This is a genomic window from Streptomyces cellostaticus (assembly GCF_023630175.1).
Taxonomy (GTDB): Bacteria; Actinomycetota; Actinomycetes; order Streptomycetales; family Streptomycetaceae; genus Streptomyces; species Streptomyces cellostaticus_A.
This window is the reverse complement of the sequence record NZ_JALLIN010000052.1, coordinates 37,145-54,165: the sequence shown is the minus strand read 5'-3', so window position 1 is coordinate 54,165 and position 17,021 is coordinate 37,145. Positions and strand designations below refer to the sequence as shown.

The window sequence follows — 17,021 nt, the reverse complement described above, 5'->3', positions numbered from 1 at the left end:
TACCACCTCGCTGAGCGGCTGCTCCCCGTCGAGGTCCAGGTCGAGGGCGGCGGCGAGGGTGGCCACGTCCTCGTGTTCGACTGCGTCCCAGAAGACGGTGTCGGCCGCGTCGGCCCGGCCCGGCGAGCCGGACAGGGGCTGAGCGCCGGCGGGCCGCGCGTCCATCCAGTACCGCTGCCGCTGAAAAGCGTACGTCGGCAGATCGACCCGGCGGGCACCCGTACCGGCGAAGAACGCGGACCAGTCGACCCGCGCGCCCCGCACATGAGCGCGGCCGACGGCGTTGAGCAGGGTGGCCGCCTCGGGCCGGCCGGAGCGGAGGGCGGGGGCGAAGGCGAGGTCCTGGGGGGCGACGCAGTCCTGCGCCATGGCGGTCAGGACGGCGTCGGGACCCAGTTCCAGGAAGGTGCCGGCGCCGCGCTCCCGAAGGGTGCGTACGCCGTCGAGGAACCGTACGGCGTCGCGGACGTGACGCACCCAGTACTCGGGCGTGGCCAGTTCGGTGGCGGTGGCGGTGCCGCCGGTGAGGAGGGAGACGACCGGGATGCGGGGGGTCCCGTAGTCCAGGACCTGGGCCACGCGGAGGAACTCCTCCAGCATGCCGTCCATGTGGGGCGAGTGGAACGCGTGGCTGACGGTGAGGCGCTTGGTCTTGCGCCCCTGCTGCTCGAAGCGCCGGGCAACCGCTACGGCATCGGCCTCGTCGCCCGCGACGACCACGGACTGCGGACCGTTGACCGCCGCGATGCTCACCCGGCGCGTCAGCAGCGGCAGGACCTCGTCCTCCGACGCCCGCACCGCGATCATCACGCCACCGGTCGGCAGCGCCTGCATCAGACGGCCACGTGCGGCCACCAGCATGCACGCGTCCTCCAACGAGAACACACCCGCCACATGCGCGGCCGCGATCTCACCGATCGAATGACCGGCCACGAAGTCGGGCCTCACGCCCCAGCTCTCCAGCAGCCGGAACAGTGCCACCTCGACCGCGAACAGCGCGGGCTGGGTGTATGCGGTCTGGTCCAGGAGTGCGGCCGCCGGCGTGCCCTCGTCCGCGAAGAGCACGTCGAGGAGCGGGAGTTCGAGCTGGTCGTCCAGGTACCAGCAGGCGTCGTCGAGGGCGTCGGCGAAGACGGGGTACGTGTCGTACAGCTCGCGCCCCATGCCCAGCCGCTGGCTGCCCTGGCCGGTGAAGAGGAACGCCAGCTTGCCGGGCGCGGGGTCGCCCTGGACCACGGAGGGTGCGTCGGTGCCCTCGGCGAGGGCGTGCAGTCCGCCGATCAGCGTCTCACGGTCGTGGCACAGCACGACGGCGCGCTGCTCGAACCGGCCGCGGGTGGTCGCCAGGGAGTGGCCCACGTCGAGGGGTGTGGCGTCCGGCCGGGACCGGAGGTGGTCGCTCAGCCTGCGCGCCTGGGCGCGGAGGGCCTCGGGGGTCTTGGCGGACAGGGCCCAGGGCAGGGGTCCACCGACCGGGAGGACTCCCGGCGTCCCGGCCTCGTCGCTCGCCGACTGCGCGGCGCCCTCGGGCTCTCCCGACACCGCGACGTCCGCGGGCTCCGCTGCCGGCGGTTCCTCGATGATGGCGTGCGCGTTGGTGCCGCTCATGCCGAAGGAGGAGACGCCGGCGCGGCGCGGGTGGTCGGACTCCGGCCACGCGACGGACTCCGTGAGCAGGGAGACCGCTCCGGCCTCCCAGTCGACGTGCGGGGTCGGCTCGTCGACGTGCAGGGTGCGGGGCAGCACACCGTGCCTCATGGCCATGATCATCTTGATGATGCCCGCGACGCCGGCGGCGGCCTGGGTGTGGCCGATGTTCGACTTGAGGGAGCCGAGCCACAGGGGCTGGTCGTCGGTGTGGTCCTGCCCGTAGGTGGCGAGGAGCGCCTGGGCCTCGATCGGGTCGCCCAGTCTGGTGCCGGTGCCGTGCGCCTCCACCGCGTCCACGTCGGCGGCGGACAGGCCGGCGTTGGCGAGTGCCTGCCGGATGACGCGCTGCTGTGAGGGGCCGCTGGGGGCGGTGAGGCCGTTGCTGGCACCGTCCTGGTTGATCGCGGAGCCGCGCACGACGGCCAGTACCTGGTGGCCGTTGGCACGCGCGTCGGACAGCCGCTCCACGAGCAGCATGCCGACGCCCTCGCCCCACCCCGTACCGTCCGCGGCCGCCGCGAAGGGCTTGCAGCGGCCGTCCGGGGCCAGCCCGCGCTGCCGGCTGAAGGAGACGAAGGATCCGGGGCTCGCCATGACGGCCGCGCCGCCCGCGAGCGCCAGGGAGCATTCGCCGGTGCGCAGTGCCTGGACGGCGAGGTGGAGGGCGGCGAGGGAGGAGGAGCAGGCCGTGTCGACGGTGACCGTCGGGCCTTCGAAGCCGAAGGTGTAGGCGATGCGGCCGGAGGCGACGCTGGCCGCGTTGCCGGTGACGAGATAGCCCTCGAAACCGTCGGTGGCGTCCTGGAGGCGGGGTCCGTATTCCTGGGTCTCCGCGCCGACGAATACGCCGACCTGGTCGCCGCGCAGCGTTTCGGGGTCGATGCCGCCGCGGTCGAAGGCCTCCCAGGACGTTTCGAGAAGCAGGCGCTGCTGCGGGTCCATGGCGAGGGCTTCGCGCGGGGAGATCCCGAAGAACGCGGCGTCGAATTGGTCGGCGTCGTGGAGGAATCCGCCTTCGCGGGCGTAACTGGTGCCGGCCTGGTCGGGGTCCGGGTCGTAGAGCGCGTCGAGGTCCCAGCCGCGTCCGGTGGGGAATGCGGAAACGGCGTCGGTGCCGGTCTCGACGAGGTCCCACAGTGCTTCGGGGGAATGGACGCCGCCGGGGAAGCGGCAGCCGATGCCGACGATGGCGATGGGCTCGTCGCTGCTGACGGCGGCGGTGACGGGCGTCCCGGTGTCCTCGGTGAGGCCGAGGAGGGCGGTACGGAGGTGCCGGGCCAGGTGGGCGGGGGTGGGGTGGTCGAAGGCGAGGGTGACCGGCAGGCGGAGGCCGGTGCCGGCGACGAGCCTGGCGTGCAGGTCGACGGCGGCGAGCGAGTCGAAGCCCAGGTCGAGGAAGGGGCGGTGGGGGTCGAGGACCGCGGGGGCCGTGCCGCGCAGCGCGGCGGAGGTGAGCGTGGTGACCCAGTCCAGCAGGGCGGCGTGCTGCTCGGTCTCGGTGAGGTCGAGCAGGCGTTCACGCCACGACGGGGCCCCTTCGGCATGTCCGTCCTGCGTTTCACCGTTTTCGGGGGCGGCATTGATTTCGGGCGTGAAATCCTCGGACTCGTTCAACATCGCGCGCTCCATTACCCCCGAATAAGGAATCCAAGACCAGGGGACACTCTGGCACGCGAGAGAAGGGCGAGAAACCCCTAACAAGCCCCTACGGACCCCTAACCACGGGCTCTGGGAAGCACCTTGACTCGGCACGCATCACTGCATCAGGATGCGCCGATAGGGCTGGCAATTGCAAGAGTAGCGATGTTATTCCATCACCGGAACTCTGCCATCGCCGAATCTCCGGCCCGGACTGTTCAAAGCTACCCGGGAGGAGCGCGTTTCCATGCGCGTGCTGTTCGTCTCTTATCCGGCCATTGGCCATGTCTTCCCCACTGTTCCGCTGGCCTGGGCGCTCCGCTCGGCCGGGCACGAGGTCCTGGTCGCCAGCGCGGGTGACGCCCTGGAGGCCGCCAACGCCGGTCTGCACGTGGCGGACGTCTGCCCCGGCTTCGAGCTGGAGGGGTTCCTCCAGTCGACGGCCGGTGAGCTGATGGCGCGGCTGCGCGGCCCGGGCGGTGTCGACCCGATGGACGGACTGCGGCTGTTCACCCACCTCAACAACCATCTGGCGGACGGCATCGTGCGGACCGCCGACGCGTTCCGGCCCGATCTGATCGTCTTCGAGCAGATCTTCGTGTCCGGTCTGATCGCCGCCGCACGGCTCGGTGTTCCCGCCGTGCAGCACAACTTCGGTTTCGCGCGCGGTACGCAGCTCCGTGAGCTGACGGTGTCGATGCTGGGCGAGACGATGGCCCGGCACGGCGTCACCGGGGTGCCCGCCGACGTACCGGTGATCGACATCGCGCCGCCGAGCATGGCGGAGGCGGAGCGCGACGGCTGGTCGATGCGGCCGGTCCCGTACAACAGCGGTGCCGTGCTGCCGGACTGGCTGCTGGACGAGCCGGGACGGCGCCGCATCGGTGTGACGCTGGGTACGGCTTCGGTGCACGTGAACGGCCTGGGGCCGGTCCAGCGGCTGGTGGCCGCGGCCTCGGCCGTGGACGCCGAGTTCGTGCTGGCGCTGGGGGACGTGGACACCGCGGCGCTCGGCGAACTACCCGACAATGTCCGGGTGGTGGGCTGGGTGCCGCTGACGGCGCTGCTCCAGACCTGTGACGCGGCGGTGCACCACGGTGGCGCGGGCACGACGCTGGCCGCGCTGAACGCGGGCGTGCCGCAGCTGGTCCTGCCGGACGGCGCGGACCGCCAGATCAACGCGGAGGCCGTACGGGACCGGGGCGCGGGCCTGCTCGGCACGGCGGACGACCTCGACGCGGCGGTCCTCGGCCGGCTGCTGTCGGACGAGAAGATGTCGGCGGTCGCGCGGGAGGTGCGGGAGGAGATCGGGACGATGCCCTCGCCCGCGTCGCTGGTGCCGAGGCTGGAGGAGCTGGCGGGCTGAGCCTGCGGGGTCGCCGGCCGGCGCCGGTTCGGCCCGGGGCCCGTGTACACCCGGCGGGAGACGAGCGGCAGGGGCCGTATCCGGAAGCGGTTTCCGGATACGGCCCCTGCGGCGTCGGGGGCAGGCGGGGCGTACGGGCCATGCGGGACGGCCCGGCATGCGTGGGGCGTACGGGGAGGCTGCCCGGGGGTGAGGTGGAGGGGCGGCACGGGGGATGCCACCCCTCCACCTCTCGGGGGATCGCCAGTTGGTCAGGGGCCTCGACTCCCGGGCAGCGGGGTTCGAGGGGGGGCGAGCGGTCTCAGGCGGGCGGGACGCGCTCGATGAAGGGGGCGAGCAGCTTGGGCACGGCTTCCTCGGCGAAGGCGAGGCCCGCGCCGACCGGGACGTCCCGGATCTTGTACACGCCGTCGCCGGCGGCTGTGGTGGCGCCGATGGTGAGCAGACCCTTGCGCCGCTGGAAGTAGGAGCGGGTGATGTTCCAGCCGATGACGCCGTCGCGCTGGAGGGCGGCGGTGCGGCGGGCGAAGGTTCCGGCACGGACGACGAGGTAGCGGTCGCGGAGGCCGTGGCCGAGGGCGCGGTAGGCGTCGTGGGCGAGGGCGACGACGACCGGCAGGCCGACGAGCGCCGTGATCCACGCGATGTGGACGAGTACGGGGGTGAGCCACAGACCCAGGCCGAGCGGTACGGCGACGATGGCGGCGAGGACCAGCAGGCCGCGGTTGACGCGGCGGCGCCGGGCGACGCGGGGGTGGGGGACGAGATCGGCGAACTCCGTCGGGGACTGCTCCTCGGCAAGGACGTCGGAGGCGACCCGCAGGGCCTCCGCCCGGGGCACCGGTGGCGTCAGGGAGCGGCGGCTGCGGTTCTCCTCGCTGTTGCCGAGGCCGCTGGCGATGGCGTTGAGGCGGGCGCCGCCGGCCCAGCGCAGCAGCATCGGCTCGGTGACCTCGACGCCGCGCAGCCTGCGCTCCTCGATGGTGACGGAGCGGGAGATGACCAGTCCGCGGCGCACCCGGAAGACGCCGTCCTGTTCGCGCTCCAGGCGGTACTTGGCCCAGGCGTCCACGAAGGTGGCGACGGAGACCGCGACGCCCGCGACGGCGGTGAGGGCGACGGCGACGAGGATGCCGAACCACAGGGGCACGGAGCCGAAGCTTTCCTCGATGCTCTTGACGATGCCGAGTTCGAGCGGGTCGACCTTCATCTCGTGCAGGATGCGGTACGCGGTGCCGACGCCGATGAAGACGCTGCCGACGCCCCAGACGGTGAGCGGCGCGTACCGCAGCCAGGCCCAGTCCATCTCGGCGATGGTGAGGTCCTCGCCGTGGCCGGTGGTGCGGGCGCCGCCGCGGCGGTCGAGGAGGAGTCGGCGCAGTTCGCGGGCGTGCTGCTGGGTGATGCCGTCGAGGGACAGCTTGCGGCCGGAGGAGGAGCTCTGCTCCCCGGTGCCGATCTGCAGCGAGGTGAGGCCGAAGAGGCGGTGCATCGGCTTGGCGTCGAGGTCGATACTGCGGATCCGGTCGACGGGGACGGAGCGGCGGCTGCGGAAGAGCAGCCCGGAGCGCAGTTCGAGGCGGTCGCCGGCGACCCGGAAGCGGGTGGTGAGCAGGCGCATCGTGCTGATGCCGGTGATGACCAGGAAGGTGATCACCAGGGAGCCGAGCGAGATGAGCGCCTGGAGGTTGGCGCCGGTGAGGGCGACGGTCAGGGCGAACAGGGCGAGTGGGCCGGCGAGCATGCTGAGGTTGACCAGGAGCAGCCGGGGGCTGAGCTTGGTCCACCCGGGGTCGCCGGGTGCCCGGACCGTGCCGGCGGGGTGCGCCGTGCCGGTGGTGCTGTCATGGCTCATGTCGCGTCACCGGGGGTGGCCTGGGTGGACGTGGTGAGGTGCTCGACCACTTCCTGGGCGGTCCGGTGGTCGATGCCCTTGATCTTCACGGCGCCGGAGGAGGAGGCGGTGGTGACCGTGATGCCGGAGAGGTCGAAGAGCTGCTGGAGGGGGCCGCGGAGGGTGTCGACGGTCTGGATGCGGGACAGGGGGACGACCCGCCAGCGCTGCCAGAGCCAGCCGGACGCCGCGTAGACGGCTTCGTCGGTGGTTTCCCAGCAGTGGACCCGGTAGCGCCAGACCGGCATGACGGCCATGTAGGCGAGGCTGGGTACGAGGGAGATCAGGAAGGCCCAGCCGAAGAACGGCCTTGCGGGCGGGATGCAGAGGTACAGCACGCCGAAGACGAGCGGGAGGGGCAGGGCGAACATCGAGGACTGGAGCGTCCACCAGCCGATCGCCCTGCGTTCGACGCGATTGCGCGGGGGCCTGAGCCTTACATCATCCATGCGTTCCACTGCTTCACCCTAGGTGTGGGACGATCTTGTACCGAACCTGATCCGACGTCCGCCAGCTCAGTGCGTGCCCGCGGAACTGCCCTGGCGGGTACCGGTGTTGCCGGCCACGGAGAGCTGACCACCGTGGAGCCGGCGGCGCTTGTTCAGCAGGACGGCGGTGCGCGTCAGCACCATGGCAAGGGCCATGAAGACGAAGGCGTTGGAGTAGACGTCCTGCCCGCTGAGCTTGTACTCGATGCTGAAACGGATGATGCCCTCGCTGAACCAGTGCTCGGAACCGTAGGCGAAGAGCACGCGCGAGGCGGACAGCGCGGTCCACACCAGGGCGTATCCGACGCCGCCCTTGGTGTAGATCTCGCCGGAGGCGTCCCGGTGGGCGGGGAGCAGGGCGGCGGCGACCAGTCCGCAGATGACGCCGGCGCCGATGCCTGCGAGCTGGAGGGAGGGGTCGTTGCCGTCGAGCGGCAGGGTGTGCACGAAGAGCGCGAGGACGATGACGACCGCGAGGATCGAGCGCAGCATCCGCATGTTGGTGACCTTGCGGGTGCCGAGGTCGGTCGACAGGATGATGATCAGGATCGTCCCGCTGGCGATCAGTGCGGTCAAGAACGGGCTCATGCGGCGGGCCTCTTCCTCGGTCTCGGCAGCGCGGTGCTCCCTGCCTCTCACCTGCAACGCTAGGGGTGGGGCGGGGTCGGTGTGGACAACCGTCCAGTGGGTTCGGTCGTCAACCGATCGGTGGACACGGTGGACGCCGCCGTGGCCCGGGGCCGCACCGCTGCCGCCCCCGCACGGCGTCCCGCACGGCCTCGCGCCCGGCGTCGTGCCGGGCCCGTCCGGGGTGATAGGACTGGTGGCGTGAGCACTGAAACCCGGGTGGAGGCGGCCGTCGGCCCGGACCACCCGCCCGAGGCGGGGACCCGCTGGTTCGGCCTCTGGGACGCGTTCTTCGCCGTCTCGTACGTCGTCACCACGATGCTGCTGTTCACCTCGGCGGGCGAGCAGGTCCACCGTGCCGTGGCGATGGCGGCACTGACGCTGGCCGTTCTCTGGTACGCGGCCCTGGGGCGCAGCGCGATGGTCCAGCCGGGCCAGGGGCACGGCCGGCGCAGCATCGTCTTCTCGGTGGGGCTGTTCCTGCTGTTCACGGTGGCGGTGCTGTTCGACCTGGCGGCCTCATTCGCGCTGTTCGCCGTGGTGCCGATGCTGATGATGAGTCTGGCGACCTCGCAGGCGATCGCCGTGGTGGTCCTGGCGAACCTGATGCCGATGACGGTGGTGTGGCTGCGCGGCGGCACCCTGAGCAGGGACATCATGGCCGTGCTGCCGACGTCGCTGCTCGGGATCGCGCTGTCGGTCATGCTCGGGCTGTGGATCACGCGGGTGACCCGGCAGAGCCGGGAACGGGCGGAGCTGATCGAGGAGTTGCACCGCAACCGCGAGCGGGTGGCCGCGCTGTCGCGGGCGGCGGGGGTCTCGGCCGAGCGGGAGCGGCTCGCCCGGGAGATCCACGACACCCTCGCCCAGGGCCTCACCAGCATCATCGGCCTCGTGGAGGCCGCCGAGACGGACCTGACGGCCCATCCCGAGCTGGCCAGGGAGCACCTGGGGCTCGCGGGGCATGTGGCGCGCGAAAGCCTGGCCGAGGCACGGGAGTTCGTCACCGAGCTGACGCCGCCTGCGCTGCGGGAGTCGTCGCTGGTGCAGGCCGCCCGACGGCAGGCGGAGGGGCTGGCGGCCCAGACCGGGATACGGGCGGACGTCTCCGTCGAGGGCGACGAGCGGGAGCTGCCGATGGCGGTCAGCGTGGTGCTGCTGCGTTCCCTCCAGGAGGCGGTCGCCAACATCCGCAAGCACGCGAGCGAGGCCCGCTCGGCTGAGGTCCGGCTGGTGTACGGGCGGGAGACGGCGCGGCTGCTCGTACGGGACGACGGTCCGGGGTTCGCCGTGGGCGACGAGGACCGGCAGGGGTTCGGGCTGCGCGGCATGCGGACACGGGCGCAGGAGATCAGCGGGGCGGTGACCGTGGTCAGCGCCCCGGGGCGGGGCACCACCGTCGAGGTGACGGTGCCCGCGAGCGGAGGGGCGGACGGTGGGAGCTGACGGGACGATCAGCGTGATGCTGGTCGACGACCACCCGGTCGTGCGGGAGGGCCTCAGCTCGATGCTGCGGTCCGCCGAAGGGGTGCGGGTCGTCGGGCAGGCCGGTTCGGGCGAGGAGGCGATCGCGACGGTCGCCGGGCTCGCTCCCGACATCGTCCTGCTCGACCTGCGGATGGGCGGGATGGACGGGGTGGAGACCACCGGCCATCTGCTGCGTGTCGCGCCGGCCACCAAGGTGGTGATCGTGACGACGTACGAGACGGACACCGACATCCTGCGGGCCGTGGAGGCCGGGGCGGCCGGCTATCTGCTGAAGGGCAGCTCGCGCGACGACCTGGTGCAGGCGGTGAAGGCGGCGGCCCGGGGCGAGACGGTCCTGACGCCGTCGCTGGCGCCCAAGCTGTTCCGGGCGAGGGTGGTGGAACCGCCGGCGCTGTCGGACCGGGAGCGGGAGGTGCTCCAGCTCGTCAGCCAGGGACTGACGAACGCGGACATCGGGCGCCGGCTGTTCATCAGCGAGGCGACGGTGAAGACGCATCTGCTGCGGACGTTCAAGAAGCTGTCGGTGTCGGACCGTACGGCCGCGGTCATCACGGCGCTGGAACGCGGCCTGCTGTCCTGACGGTCCGGCGCCGGTAGCGGCGCCGACGCGGGTGTCGGCCCGGGTGCCGGTTCCCGGTGGCCGGGGCGCGGCGTCCGGGGGCCGTGGACCGGCCGTGGTGCCGGTGCCGCGGCCACCCGAGGTCAGGCGATGCCCGGGAGGCTCATGTCGGAGAGACTGGCGGGCAGGTCGCGGCGGCGCTTGACCTTCAACTTGCGGTAGATGCGCGTCAGGTGCTGCTCGACGGTCGACACGGTGACGTACAGCTTGGTCGCTATCTCCCGGTTGGTGTGGCCGCGTGCCGCGAGCAGGGCGACCCGTGCCTCGGCCTCGGACAGGACCTCGACCTCGCTGGGGGCCTCCGTCTCCCGGACGCTCGGCGAGGCTCCGGTGTCGCCGTCGCCCTGGCCCGGCATGAACTGCTGGCACAGGGGTTCGGCGCCGCAGGACTTGGCGACGTGCCAGGCCTTGCGGACCAGCATGCGGGCGCGGTTGAAGTCGCCCAGCGCACGGTATCCACGGCCCAGTTCACCGAGGGCCGTGGCCAGTTGGAGCCGGTCGCCGTCCTCCTCCAGGGTCTCGACGGCTTCGGTGAGGCGCTTGAGCCGGACGGTGAGGTCGGTGCTGGTGCGGGCGAGCGCGAGCAGCAGGAAGCCGCGGGTGCGACTGCCCGCGGAGCCCGTCTCGCGCGCCTTCTGCTGCTCGGTGTACTCCTTGGCGCGGCCGGGGTTGCCGAGGGCGAGCCACGCCTCGGCGGCGTCCAGTCGCCAGGGGACCAGCTCGGCCGCGTCCATGCCCCAGGACTGCATCAGTTCGCCGCAGTTGAGGAAGTCCCGCAGGCCGGCGTGGTAGCGGCCGTTGGCCAGGTGGCAGCGGCCCCGGGCCCGGAGGTAGTGCAGGCCGGGGAGGGTGCTGAACATGGCTTCTGGTACGGGCTGTTCGAGCAGGCTCATCGCCTCGTCGTGGTTGCCCATCCCGAGTTCGGACTCGACGAGGATGGCCAGCGGCAGCGCGATGCCGACGCCCCAGCCCTGCACGGAGATGCGGGACATGGCGTGGCGGGCCTGGGCGGCGGCGCCGGGCAGATCGCCCCTGCGCAGGGAGATCTCGGCGCGGATCACGCCGAGGGCGGCCTGCCAGGTGGGGGTGTTGCGGCCGGAGCATTCGGCGAGGAGGCGTTCGCACCAGGCGAGTGCGAGGTCGAGGCGTCCGGCGTAGACGACGGCGAGGAGGGCGAAGACGAGGGGCTGGAGGGTGCGGTCGCTGAGGTGGTAGCGCTGGAGCACCCGGATGGCCTCGCCGACGGCGGCGTCGGCCTGGTTCCTGCCGCCGAGGACGGTGCGGACGGCGTCGGCGGCCTGGACGTGGGCGTTGTCGGGGATGTCGTACGGGACGGTCTCGAGTCCCGCGAGGGGCAGCGCTCCAGGGGCGCCGGACAGCGTTGTCCGCGACGGGTGCGGGGCGCCGAGGACGTCCCGTACCGGGGGGCTGACCATGGTGAGCCAGCTATGGGCGGCGGCGAGGGTGTTCGGGTCGTACGCGGGGGCGCGGCCTTCGGCCCGGGCCTTGCCGTCGGTTTCCTGGAGGCGCAGCACGGCCTCGCCGGCGGCTCGGGACTCGCCCATCCACAGGAGGCAGGACACGACGTGCACGAGGTCGCGGTCGGCGAGCCGGCCGGCGGCGAGCTCGCGGGAGAGCTGGCGGAGATGCCCCTCGGCCGCGGCGGGGCTGCTGCGCCAGACGATGCTGACGAGGCGGGACTTGAGCGAGGCGTGCCGGGGTCCTTCGGCGCAGGAGGCGACGGCCAGTTCGCCGCAGCGCAGGGCGAGGTCGTGCTCGTCGTCGACGAGGGCGTACTCAGCGGCCTCCTGGAGGACGGGGATGGCCCAGTCCTCGACGTTCTTGCGGGCGGCGAGGAGGTGGCGGGCGACATCGAGGGCCGCCGCGCCCTCCTGGTGGAGGAGCTTCGCGGCGCGGGAGTGCAGGGCGGACAGGACGCCGGCCGGCGCGGCTTCGAGGACGGCGGTGCGGGCCGCGGGGTCACGGAAGGTCCCGTCGTGGAGGACGGCGCAGCGGGCGAGGTCCTGGAGGGCCTGTTCGGTGGCCTTGACGTGGAGGTCGACGATCCGGCTGAGGAGGACCGGGGAGCCGGCGTCGCCGAGGACGGCGACGCCGCGGGCGACGGTGAGCAGTTCGGGGTCGCCGCGGTGGAGGCAGTCGAGGACGGCCCGTTCGAAGGTTTCGGCGGGGGCGAGCCGCTGGAAGGGCTCGCTGTCGCCGAGGGCCGTGAGGCCGTCGCCGACCAGGGCCCTGACCAGCAGCGGGTTGCCGCCGGTGGTCTCCTGGCACTCGGCGGACAGCCGCTGCGCGGCCGAGGGGGAGAAGTGGTCGGCGAGGACGCGGGTGATGCCGCCCGTGCTGAGCAGCGGGAGCCGGAGGGTGGTGCAGTTGGGCTGGCGCTGGAGTTCGGCGTGGAAGGCGAGCTGTGCGGGCCGGAGGCGGACGGCTTCGGTGAGCACGATGAGGACACCGGCCTGCCGTACGCGCCGGGCGAGGCACAGCAGGAAGGCGAGGGACAGTTCGTCGCCGTGGTGGACGTCGTCGACGGCCATGACGACGGTGCGGTTGCGGGCGATGCGCAGCAGTGCGGTGGAGACGTGCGGCATGACGCGCATGCCGGCTTCGCCTGCGGCTTCGGCGTCGGTCGTCCCGTCGGTGACGCGGTCGAGCAGTTCGGTGGCGTAGGCGTGCACGTCGGGGGCCACGGGGGCCGCGCTGTCGAGGATCCTGCGCAGGATGCCGAAGGGCAGGTAGCGCTCCGCCCGGGAGCCGGCCGCTTCCAGTACCAGGGCGTCCTGTGCGAGGGCCTCTTCGGTGAATCTTTCCAGCAGGCTGGTCTTGCCGCCCGCGACCGCCCCGCTGATGACGGCGACGCGTCCTCTGCCGCGCGTCGCACTGCCGAGCAGTTCCTTCAGTGTCTCCAGCTGCTCTTCGCGCTCGACGAGTCTGGCCGCCACAGATTTCCCTTCCCCCGAACTGCATGACTTGCGCACGATCCACACCGGTCCGTGGCGTGCCCGGCCGGCGACGCCGACGCGGCTCGGTGTGGTGCGACGGGCGCGACGCGCCCTGCCGGGCCGCCACCGCGGCCTGCCCCCGCCGGTCCGCCTCCGGTCGGCCGTTGGTCATGCGGCCGTCCGACTGCGCGGGGTTGCGCCGGGCCCTGCCCGGCGTGGTGGTTCCCGCCGCGTTCCGCTCAGTGGCTCCGAGCCGCGGTGGCGAGTTCCTCCGTCACGATCTTCATGATCTGTTCCTGATGGTTCGCCAAGAAGAAATGGCCGCCGCGGAAGCAGTGAATGCCGAATCCGCCGGTGGTGTGCGCCTCCCAGGCGTCGGCCTCTTCGCGGCTGGTCTTCGGGTCCGCGTCGCCGGTGAGTACGGTGACGGGGGTGCGCACGACTTCTTCGCGGGCGGCCCGGTAGTTCTCGATGGCGGTGTAGTCGCTGCGGATGGCGGGGAGCACCATGCGGAGGATTTCCTCGTTCCCGAGAATCTTCGCATCGGTCCCGCTGAGTTCCCGCATTTCCTTCACGATTCCGTCGTCGTCCCGCAGGTGCACGGTTTCGTGCCGGTGGCTGGAGGGCGAGCGCCGACCGGAGGCGAAGATGTGCAGGGGGCTGGTGCCGTGGTCGCGCTCCAGCCTGCGGGTCACCTCGAAGGCGAGGACGGCGCCCATGCTGTGGCCGAAGAATGCAAGGGGCCGATCGAGCCATGGCTTGAGTTGTGCGGTCAGCGCGTCCGCGTAGGCACCGATGTCGGTGATCCCGGGCTCGTCCCTGCGGTCCTGCCGGCCGGGGTACTGGATGGAGAGGACGTCCACCTCCGGGGCCAGCGACTGGGACATGGGGAAGTAGAAGGAGGCCGAGCCACCGGCGTGCGGAAGGCAGACCAGCTGCACCGGGCTTTCGTCCGAAGCGTGGTAGCGGCGAACCCAGAGGCCAGTGTTTTGCTTTTCAATCAACGGACTGAAACTCCCTGTTCAAGTCCCAGATGCGTCGCGCGCGGTCGGCGGTTCGAACGCTTCCGCCAATTCCGTACACGCGTTTCGGTGTAGCCAGTTCTAGCAGAGCGCCCAAAGCCGGGAGTACCCCTACTTCGCCCCCCCCTACTTGGCTGGAACCAAGCAGCCCAAATCCCTGATCAGCCCGGGCGACAAGCGCTGCGACGAACCCACCACGGCGGACGCGGCCGCCCCTCGCCGAGGTCCCCCGGCCGAAAACCGCCGCCATGCCGACGCCCAGTCCAAGCCAGATCTTTACCTTCCCTTTGCGACCACCGCCGCCCCACTCCCCCGCCCCCGGAGGCGCGCCTCCACCTGTCCACCCCGCCTTCCGCACGGTACGCGGTGAAACCGTCCGCGCCTGGTTCCGCCGGCGAACTGATCCACCGCACGTGGGGTGCGGGCGGCCCCGGGGCAGGAAAGCCGCCCTGCGCCCCCCATCACCGAGGGCTTGGACCGGGCGAAGTCGGCGTCGGTGCCGTTGGGCGTCATCGGCTTCCCCGGTCGCCCGGCGGGCACCTCGGTCGCTCGGACCCGCGACAGCCGGCGCACTTCCGAGCAGGCACGTTCCGCAGCCGTCGTACGGCCGCTCGATCTCGTCCATGGTGGTGCCGCGCATCCTCCTCCCGTTTCGCCGGTGCGTAGGGAGAATCGTCGGCCACACCCAGGACGATCTTGATCGGCTCGATCAGCCCAGGAAGCTCAACCGAACTTGACGGTTGTCATTGTCCTTGTTGGTGTCGACGAGGCAGACCGACTGCCAGGTCCCCAGCTCCAGGTGCCCGCCGATGACCGGAAGGGTCGCGTGCGGCGGCACGAGCGCGGGCAGGACGTGGTCGCGGCCGTGGCCCGGACTGCCGTGCCGGTGCTGCCAGCGGTCGTCGGCGGGCAGCAGGGAGTGCAGGGCGGCGAGGAGGTCGTCATCGCTGCCGGCACCCGTCTCGATGACGGCGACGCCGGCCGTGGCGTGCGGGACGAAGATGTTGAGCAGGCCGTCGCGGCCGGCCGCGGCCTCCCGGAGGAAGTCCTCGCACTCACCGGTGAGATCGACGACCCGCTCCCGGGAACCCGTGACGACGTTCAGCATGCGTGTGGTGAAGGCATCCGACATGTCCTCCATCCTGACCCATGTGCCGGGTTTCACACGCCGGGCGAGGGCGGAACCGGCTGAGCGCGGGCGGGTGCCGGGCAGGCGGGAAGATCGGTGGCCGCGCCGCTGTTGGCAGGGGCGTGAGTGAGACGCGCGAGGTCGACGTGGTCGTCATAGGCGCTGGTCAGGCGGGTTTGTCCAGTGCCTATCACCTGCGGCGCAAGGGATTGCGGCCGGGCCGCGACTTCGTGGTCCTGGACCACTCCCGCGGGCCGGGCGGCGCCTGGCAGTTCCGCTGGCCTTCGCTGACGTACGGCAAGGTGCACGGGATGCACTCGCTGCCGGGTATGGAGCTGACGGACGCCGATCCGGCGCGGCCGTCGGCCGAGGTCGTCGGCGCCTACTTCGACCGCTACGAGCAGGCCTTCGACCTGCGCGTACGACGTCCGGTGGACGTGACGGCCGTCCGTCCGGGGACCGGAGGGCGGGGCGGGCGGCTGGCCGTGGAGACCTCGGACGGCGGCTGGGACACCCGGGCGCTGATCAACGCGACCGGCACCTGGGACCGGCCGTTCTGGCCGCGATACCCGGGCCAGGAGACCTTCCGAGGACGGCAGTTGCACACCGCGCAGTACGCCGGACCGGAGGAGTTCACCGGCCGTCGGGTCGTGGTGGTGGGCGGTGGCGCCTCCGGTACCCAGCATCTGCTGGAACTCGCCCCGTACGCGGCCGCCACCACCTGGGTCACCCGGCGGCCCCCGGTCTTCCGCGAGGGCCCGTTCGACCAGGAGGCGGGCCGGGCGGCCGTGGCGCTGGTGGATGAGCGGGTGCGGCAGGGTCTGGTGCCGAGGAGCGTCGTCTCCGTCACCGGGCTCCCCCTGAACGACGCTGTCCGGCGGGGCCTCGCCGACGGCGTCCTGGACCGCAGGCCGATGTTCGAGCGGATCACCCCGGACGGGGTGGAGTGGGGCGACGGACGGCGGGTGGAGGCCGACGTCATCCTCTGGGCCACCGGTTTCCGGGCGGCCCTGGAGCACCTCGCGCCGCTGCGGCTGCGGGAGCCGGGCGGCGGCATCCGGATGGAGGGGACCCGGGCGGTCGCCGATCCGCGCGTCCATCTCGTCGGCTACGGCCCCTCGGCCAGTACGGTCGGCGCGAACCGGGCCGGACGCGCGGCCGCCCGGGACATCGGTCGGCTGCTGGCCGGGGAGCCGGTCCGGCCGGTCGCCGTGTGACGTTCCGCCGGGTCAGCGCGGCGGTTGGGTGACCGCGGGCTGCCGGGGGCTGCCACTGGGCTGCGGGGACTGCGCCGGGCTCTGCCGGCGGGCGTTGAACTCGGCGACGTTGCGCACGTGTTCGGCGTAGTCGGCGGTGAAGCGGGTGTCCCCGGGCTTGACCGTGACGTAGTAGAGCCAGTCGCCGGACGGCGGGTTGGTCACGGCGTGCATCGCCTCCGGGCCGGGGTTGCCGATCGGGGTGGGCGGCAGCCCCACGCGCCGGTATGAGTTGTACGGGCTGTCCGAGTCGGCGTGCTCGCCGGCGTCGCCGCCGGTGCGGTTCAGGGCGTAGTTGAGGGTGGATCCCACCTGCAGCGGCATGCCCCGCTGCAGCCGGTTGAGGATGACCCGCGCCACCTTGCCCATGTCGGCCTTGGCGGTCGCCTCGGCCTGCACGATGCTGGCCACGATGACCGTCTGGTAGACGTTCAGCGTGTTGCGCTGGGCCCCGGCGGCGACCGGTGTGGTGTCGAACTTCTTGCCGGCCGTGTCGACCATGAGCCGCAGCAGGGACGCGGGGGTGGCGCCCTTCGCGATGGGATAGACCGCCGGGAAGAGGTAGCCCTCCGGGTTGCCCTGCGCTTCCTTCGGCAGCTTGAGGCCGGCTTTGCCGAGTGACTTGCGGGTGCTGCCCGGGGGCAGTGCGAGGGCCTTGTCGACGGCCTCGTACACCTGGCTCGCGCGCCGGCCCTCCGGGATGACCAGCGTGCGGGGCCCGGCCTGCTCCGCACGACCGCTCGCCAGGCTCAGCAGCGGCACCGCCACGGCGGTGCCGGCCAGGACGGCGCCGGTCACGACGAGGACGAGCTTGCCCCGGCGCGTCAGTCGCATCGTGCTCCGTGGTGGAGTGTTCATCTGCATGCGGGCACGGTAATACGCATACG

The 17,021-nt window shown here is 72.2% G+C and carries 11 protein-coding genes and 1 pseudogene; 4 read left to right on the top strand and 8 right to left on the bottom strand.

The features are described from left to right. Positions 1 to 3,237, bottom strand: a pseudogene (locus tag MXD57_RS27050) (type I polyketide synthase); the annotation flags it as partial. 298 nt (positions 3,238 to 3,535) lie between these two features. Here MXD57_RS27050 and MXD57_RS27045 point away from each other — a divergent pair. After that, complete coding sequence (locus MXD57_RS27045; protein ID WP_250404652.1) at positions 3,536 to 4,654, top strand: nucleotide disphospho-sugar-binding domain-containing protein; 1,119 nt, start codon at positions 3,536 to 3,538, stop codon at positions 4,652 to 4,654. 301 nt (positions 4,655 to 4,955) lie between these two features. Here MXD57_RS27045 and MXD57_RS27040 read toward each other — a convergent pair whose 3' ends face one another. From MXD57_RS27040 to MXD57_RS27030, 3 genes are all read right to left on the bottom strand, one after another. Further along, complete coding sequence (locus tag MXD57_RS27040) at positions 4,956 to 6,509, bottom strand: PH domain-containing protein (RefSeq protein ID WP_250404651.1); 1,554 nt, start codon at positions 6,507 to 6,509, stop codon at positions 4,956 to 4,958. Further along, positions 6,506 to 6,997 (bottom strand): PH domain-containing protein, encoded by a 492-nt coding sequence (locus tag MXD57_RS27035; RefSeq protein ID WP_250404650.1) that lies wholly within the window; start codon positions 6,995 to 6,997, stop codon positions 6,506 to 6,508. Before MXD57_RS27035 ends, MXD57_RS27040 begins: the two co-directional genes overlap by 4 nt. Positions 6,998 to 7,063: 66 nt before the next feature. Continuing rightward, positions 7,064 to 7,624, bottom strand: a complete 561-nt coding sequence (locus MXD57_RS27030) for a hypothetical protein (RefSeq protein WP_250404649.1) — start codon at positions 7,622 to 7,624, stop codon at positions 7,064 to 7,066. Positions 7,625 to 7,864: 240 nt separating this feature from the next. Between MXD57_RS27030 and MXD57_RS31895 the strand changes: the two genes are divergently transcribed. After that, entirely contained in the window at positions 7,865 to 9,109 is a 1,245-nt protein-coding gene (locus MXD57_RS31895) for a sensor histidine kinase (protein ID WP_250404648.1), read from the top strand. Between the two features lie 16 nt (positions 9,110 to 9,125). Beyond that, a complete protein-coding gene (locus MXD57_RS27020; protein ID WP_250404655.1) occupies positions 9,126 to 9,731 on the top strand; it encodes a response regulator in 606 nt (201 codons plus the stop codon). Positions 9,732 to 9,853: 122 nt separating this feature from the next. Here the strand turns inward: MXD57_RS27020 and MXD57_RS31890 are convergent, their stop codons facing one another. From MXD57_RS31890 to MXD57_RS27005, 3 genes are all read right to left on the bottom strand, one after another. After that, complete coding sequence (locus MXD57_RS31890) at positions 9,854 to 12,727, bottom strand: helix-turn-helix transcriptional regulator (protein WP_250404647.1); 2,874 nt, start codon at positions 12,725 to 12,727, stop codon at positions 9,854 to 9,856. Positions 12,728 to 12,966: 239 nt separating this feature from the next. Beyond that, positions 12,967 to 13,731, bottom strand: a complete 765-nt coding sequence (locus MXD57_RS27010) for a thioesterase II family protein (RefSeq protein ID WP_284506153.1) — start codon at positions 13,729 to 13,731, stop codon at positions 12,967 to 12,969. 727 nt (positions 13,732 to 14,458) lie between these two features. Further along, a complete protein-coding gene (locus tag MXD57_RS27005; RefSeq protein ID WP_250404645.1) occupies positions 14,459 to 14,881 on the bottom strand; it encodes a YjbQ family protein in 423 nt (140 codons plus the stop codon). A gap of 119 nt (positions 14,882 to 15,000) precedes the next feature. On the opposite strand from MXD57_RS27005, the gene MXD57_RS27000 reads away from it, so the two are divergent. Then, positions 15,001 to 16,095, top strand: coding sequence for an NAD(P)-binding domain-containing protein (locus MXD57_RS27000; protein WP_250404644.1), 1,095 nt, complete (start codon positions 15,001 to 15,003; stop codon positions 16,093 to 16,095). Between the two features lie 12 nt (positions 16,096 to 16,107). Here the strand turns inward: MXD57_RS27000 and mltG are convergent, their stop codons facing one another. Then, entirely contained in the window at positions 16,108 to 16,998 is an 891-nt protein-coding gene (gene mltG, locus MXD57_RS26995; RefSeq protein ID WP_250404643.1) for an endolytic transglycosylase MltG, read from the bottom strand. Positions 16,999 to 17,021 lie beyond the last annotated feature (23 nt).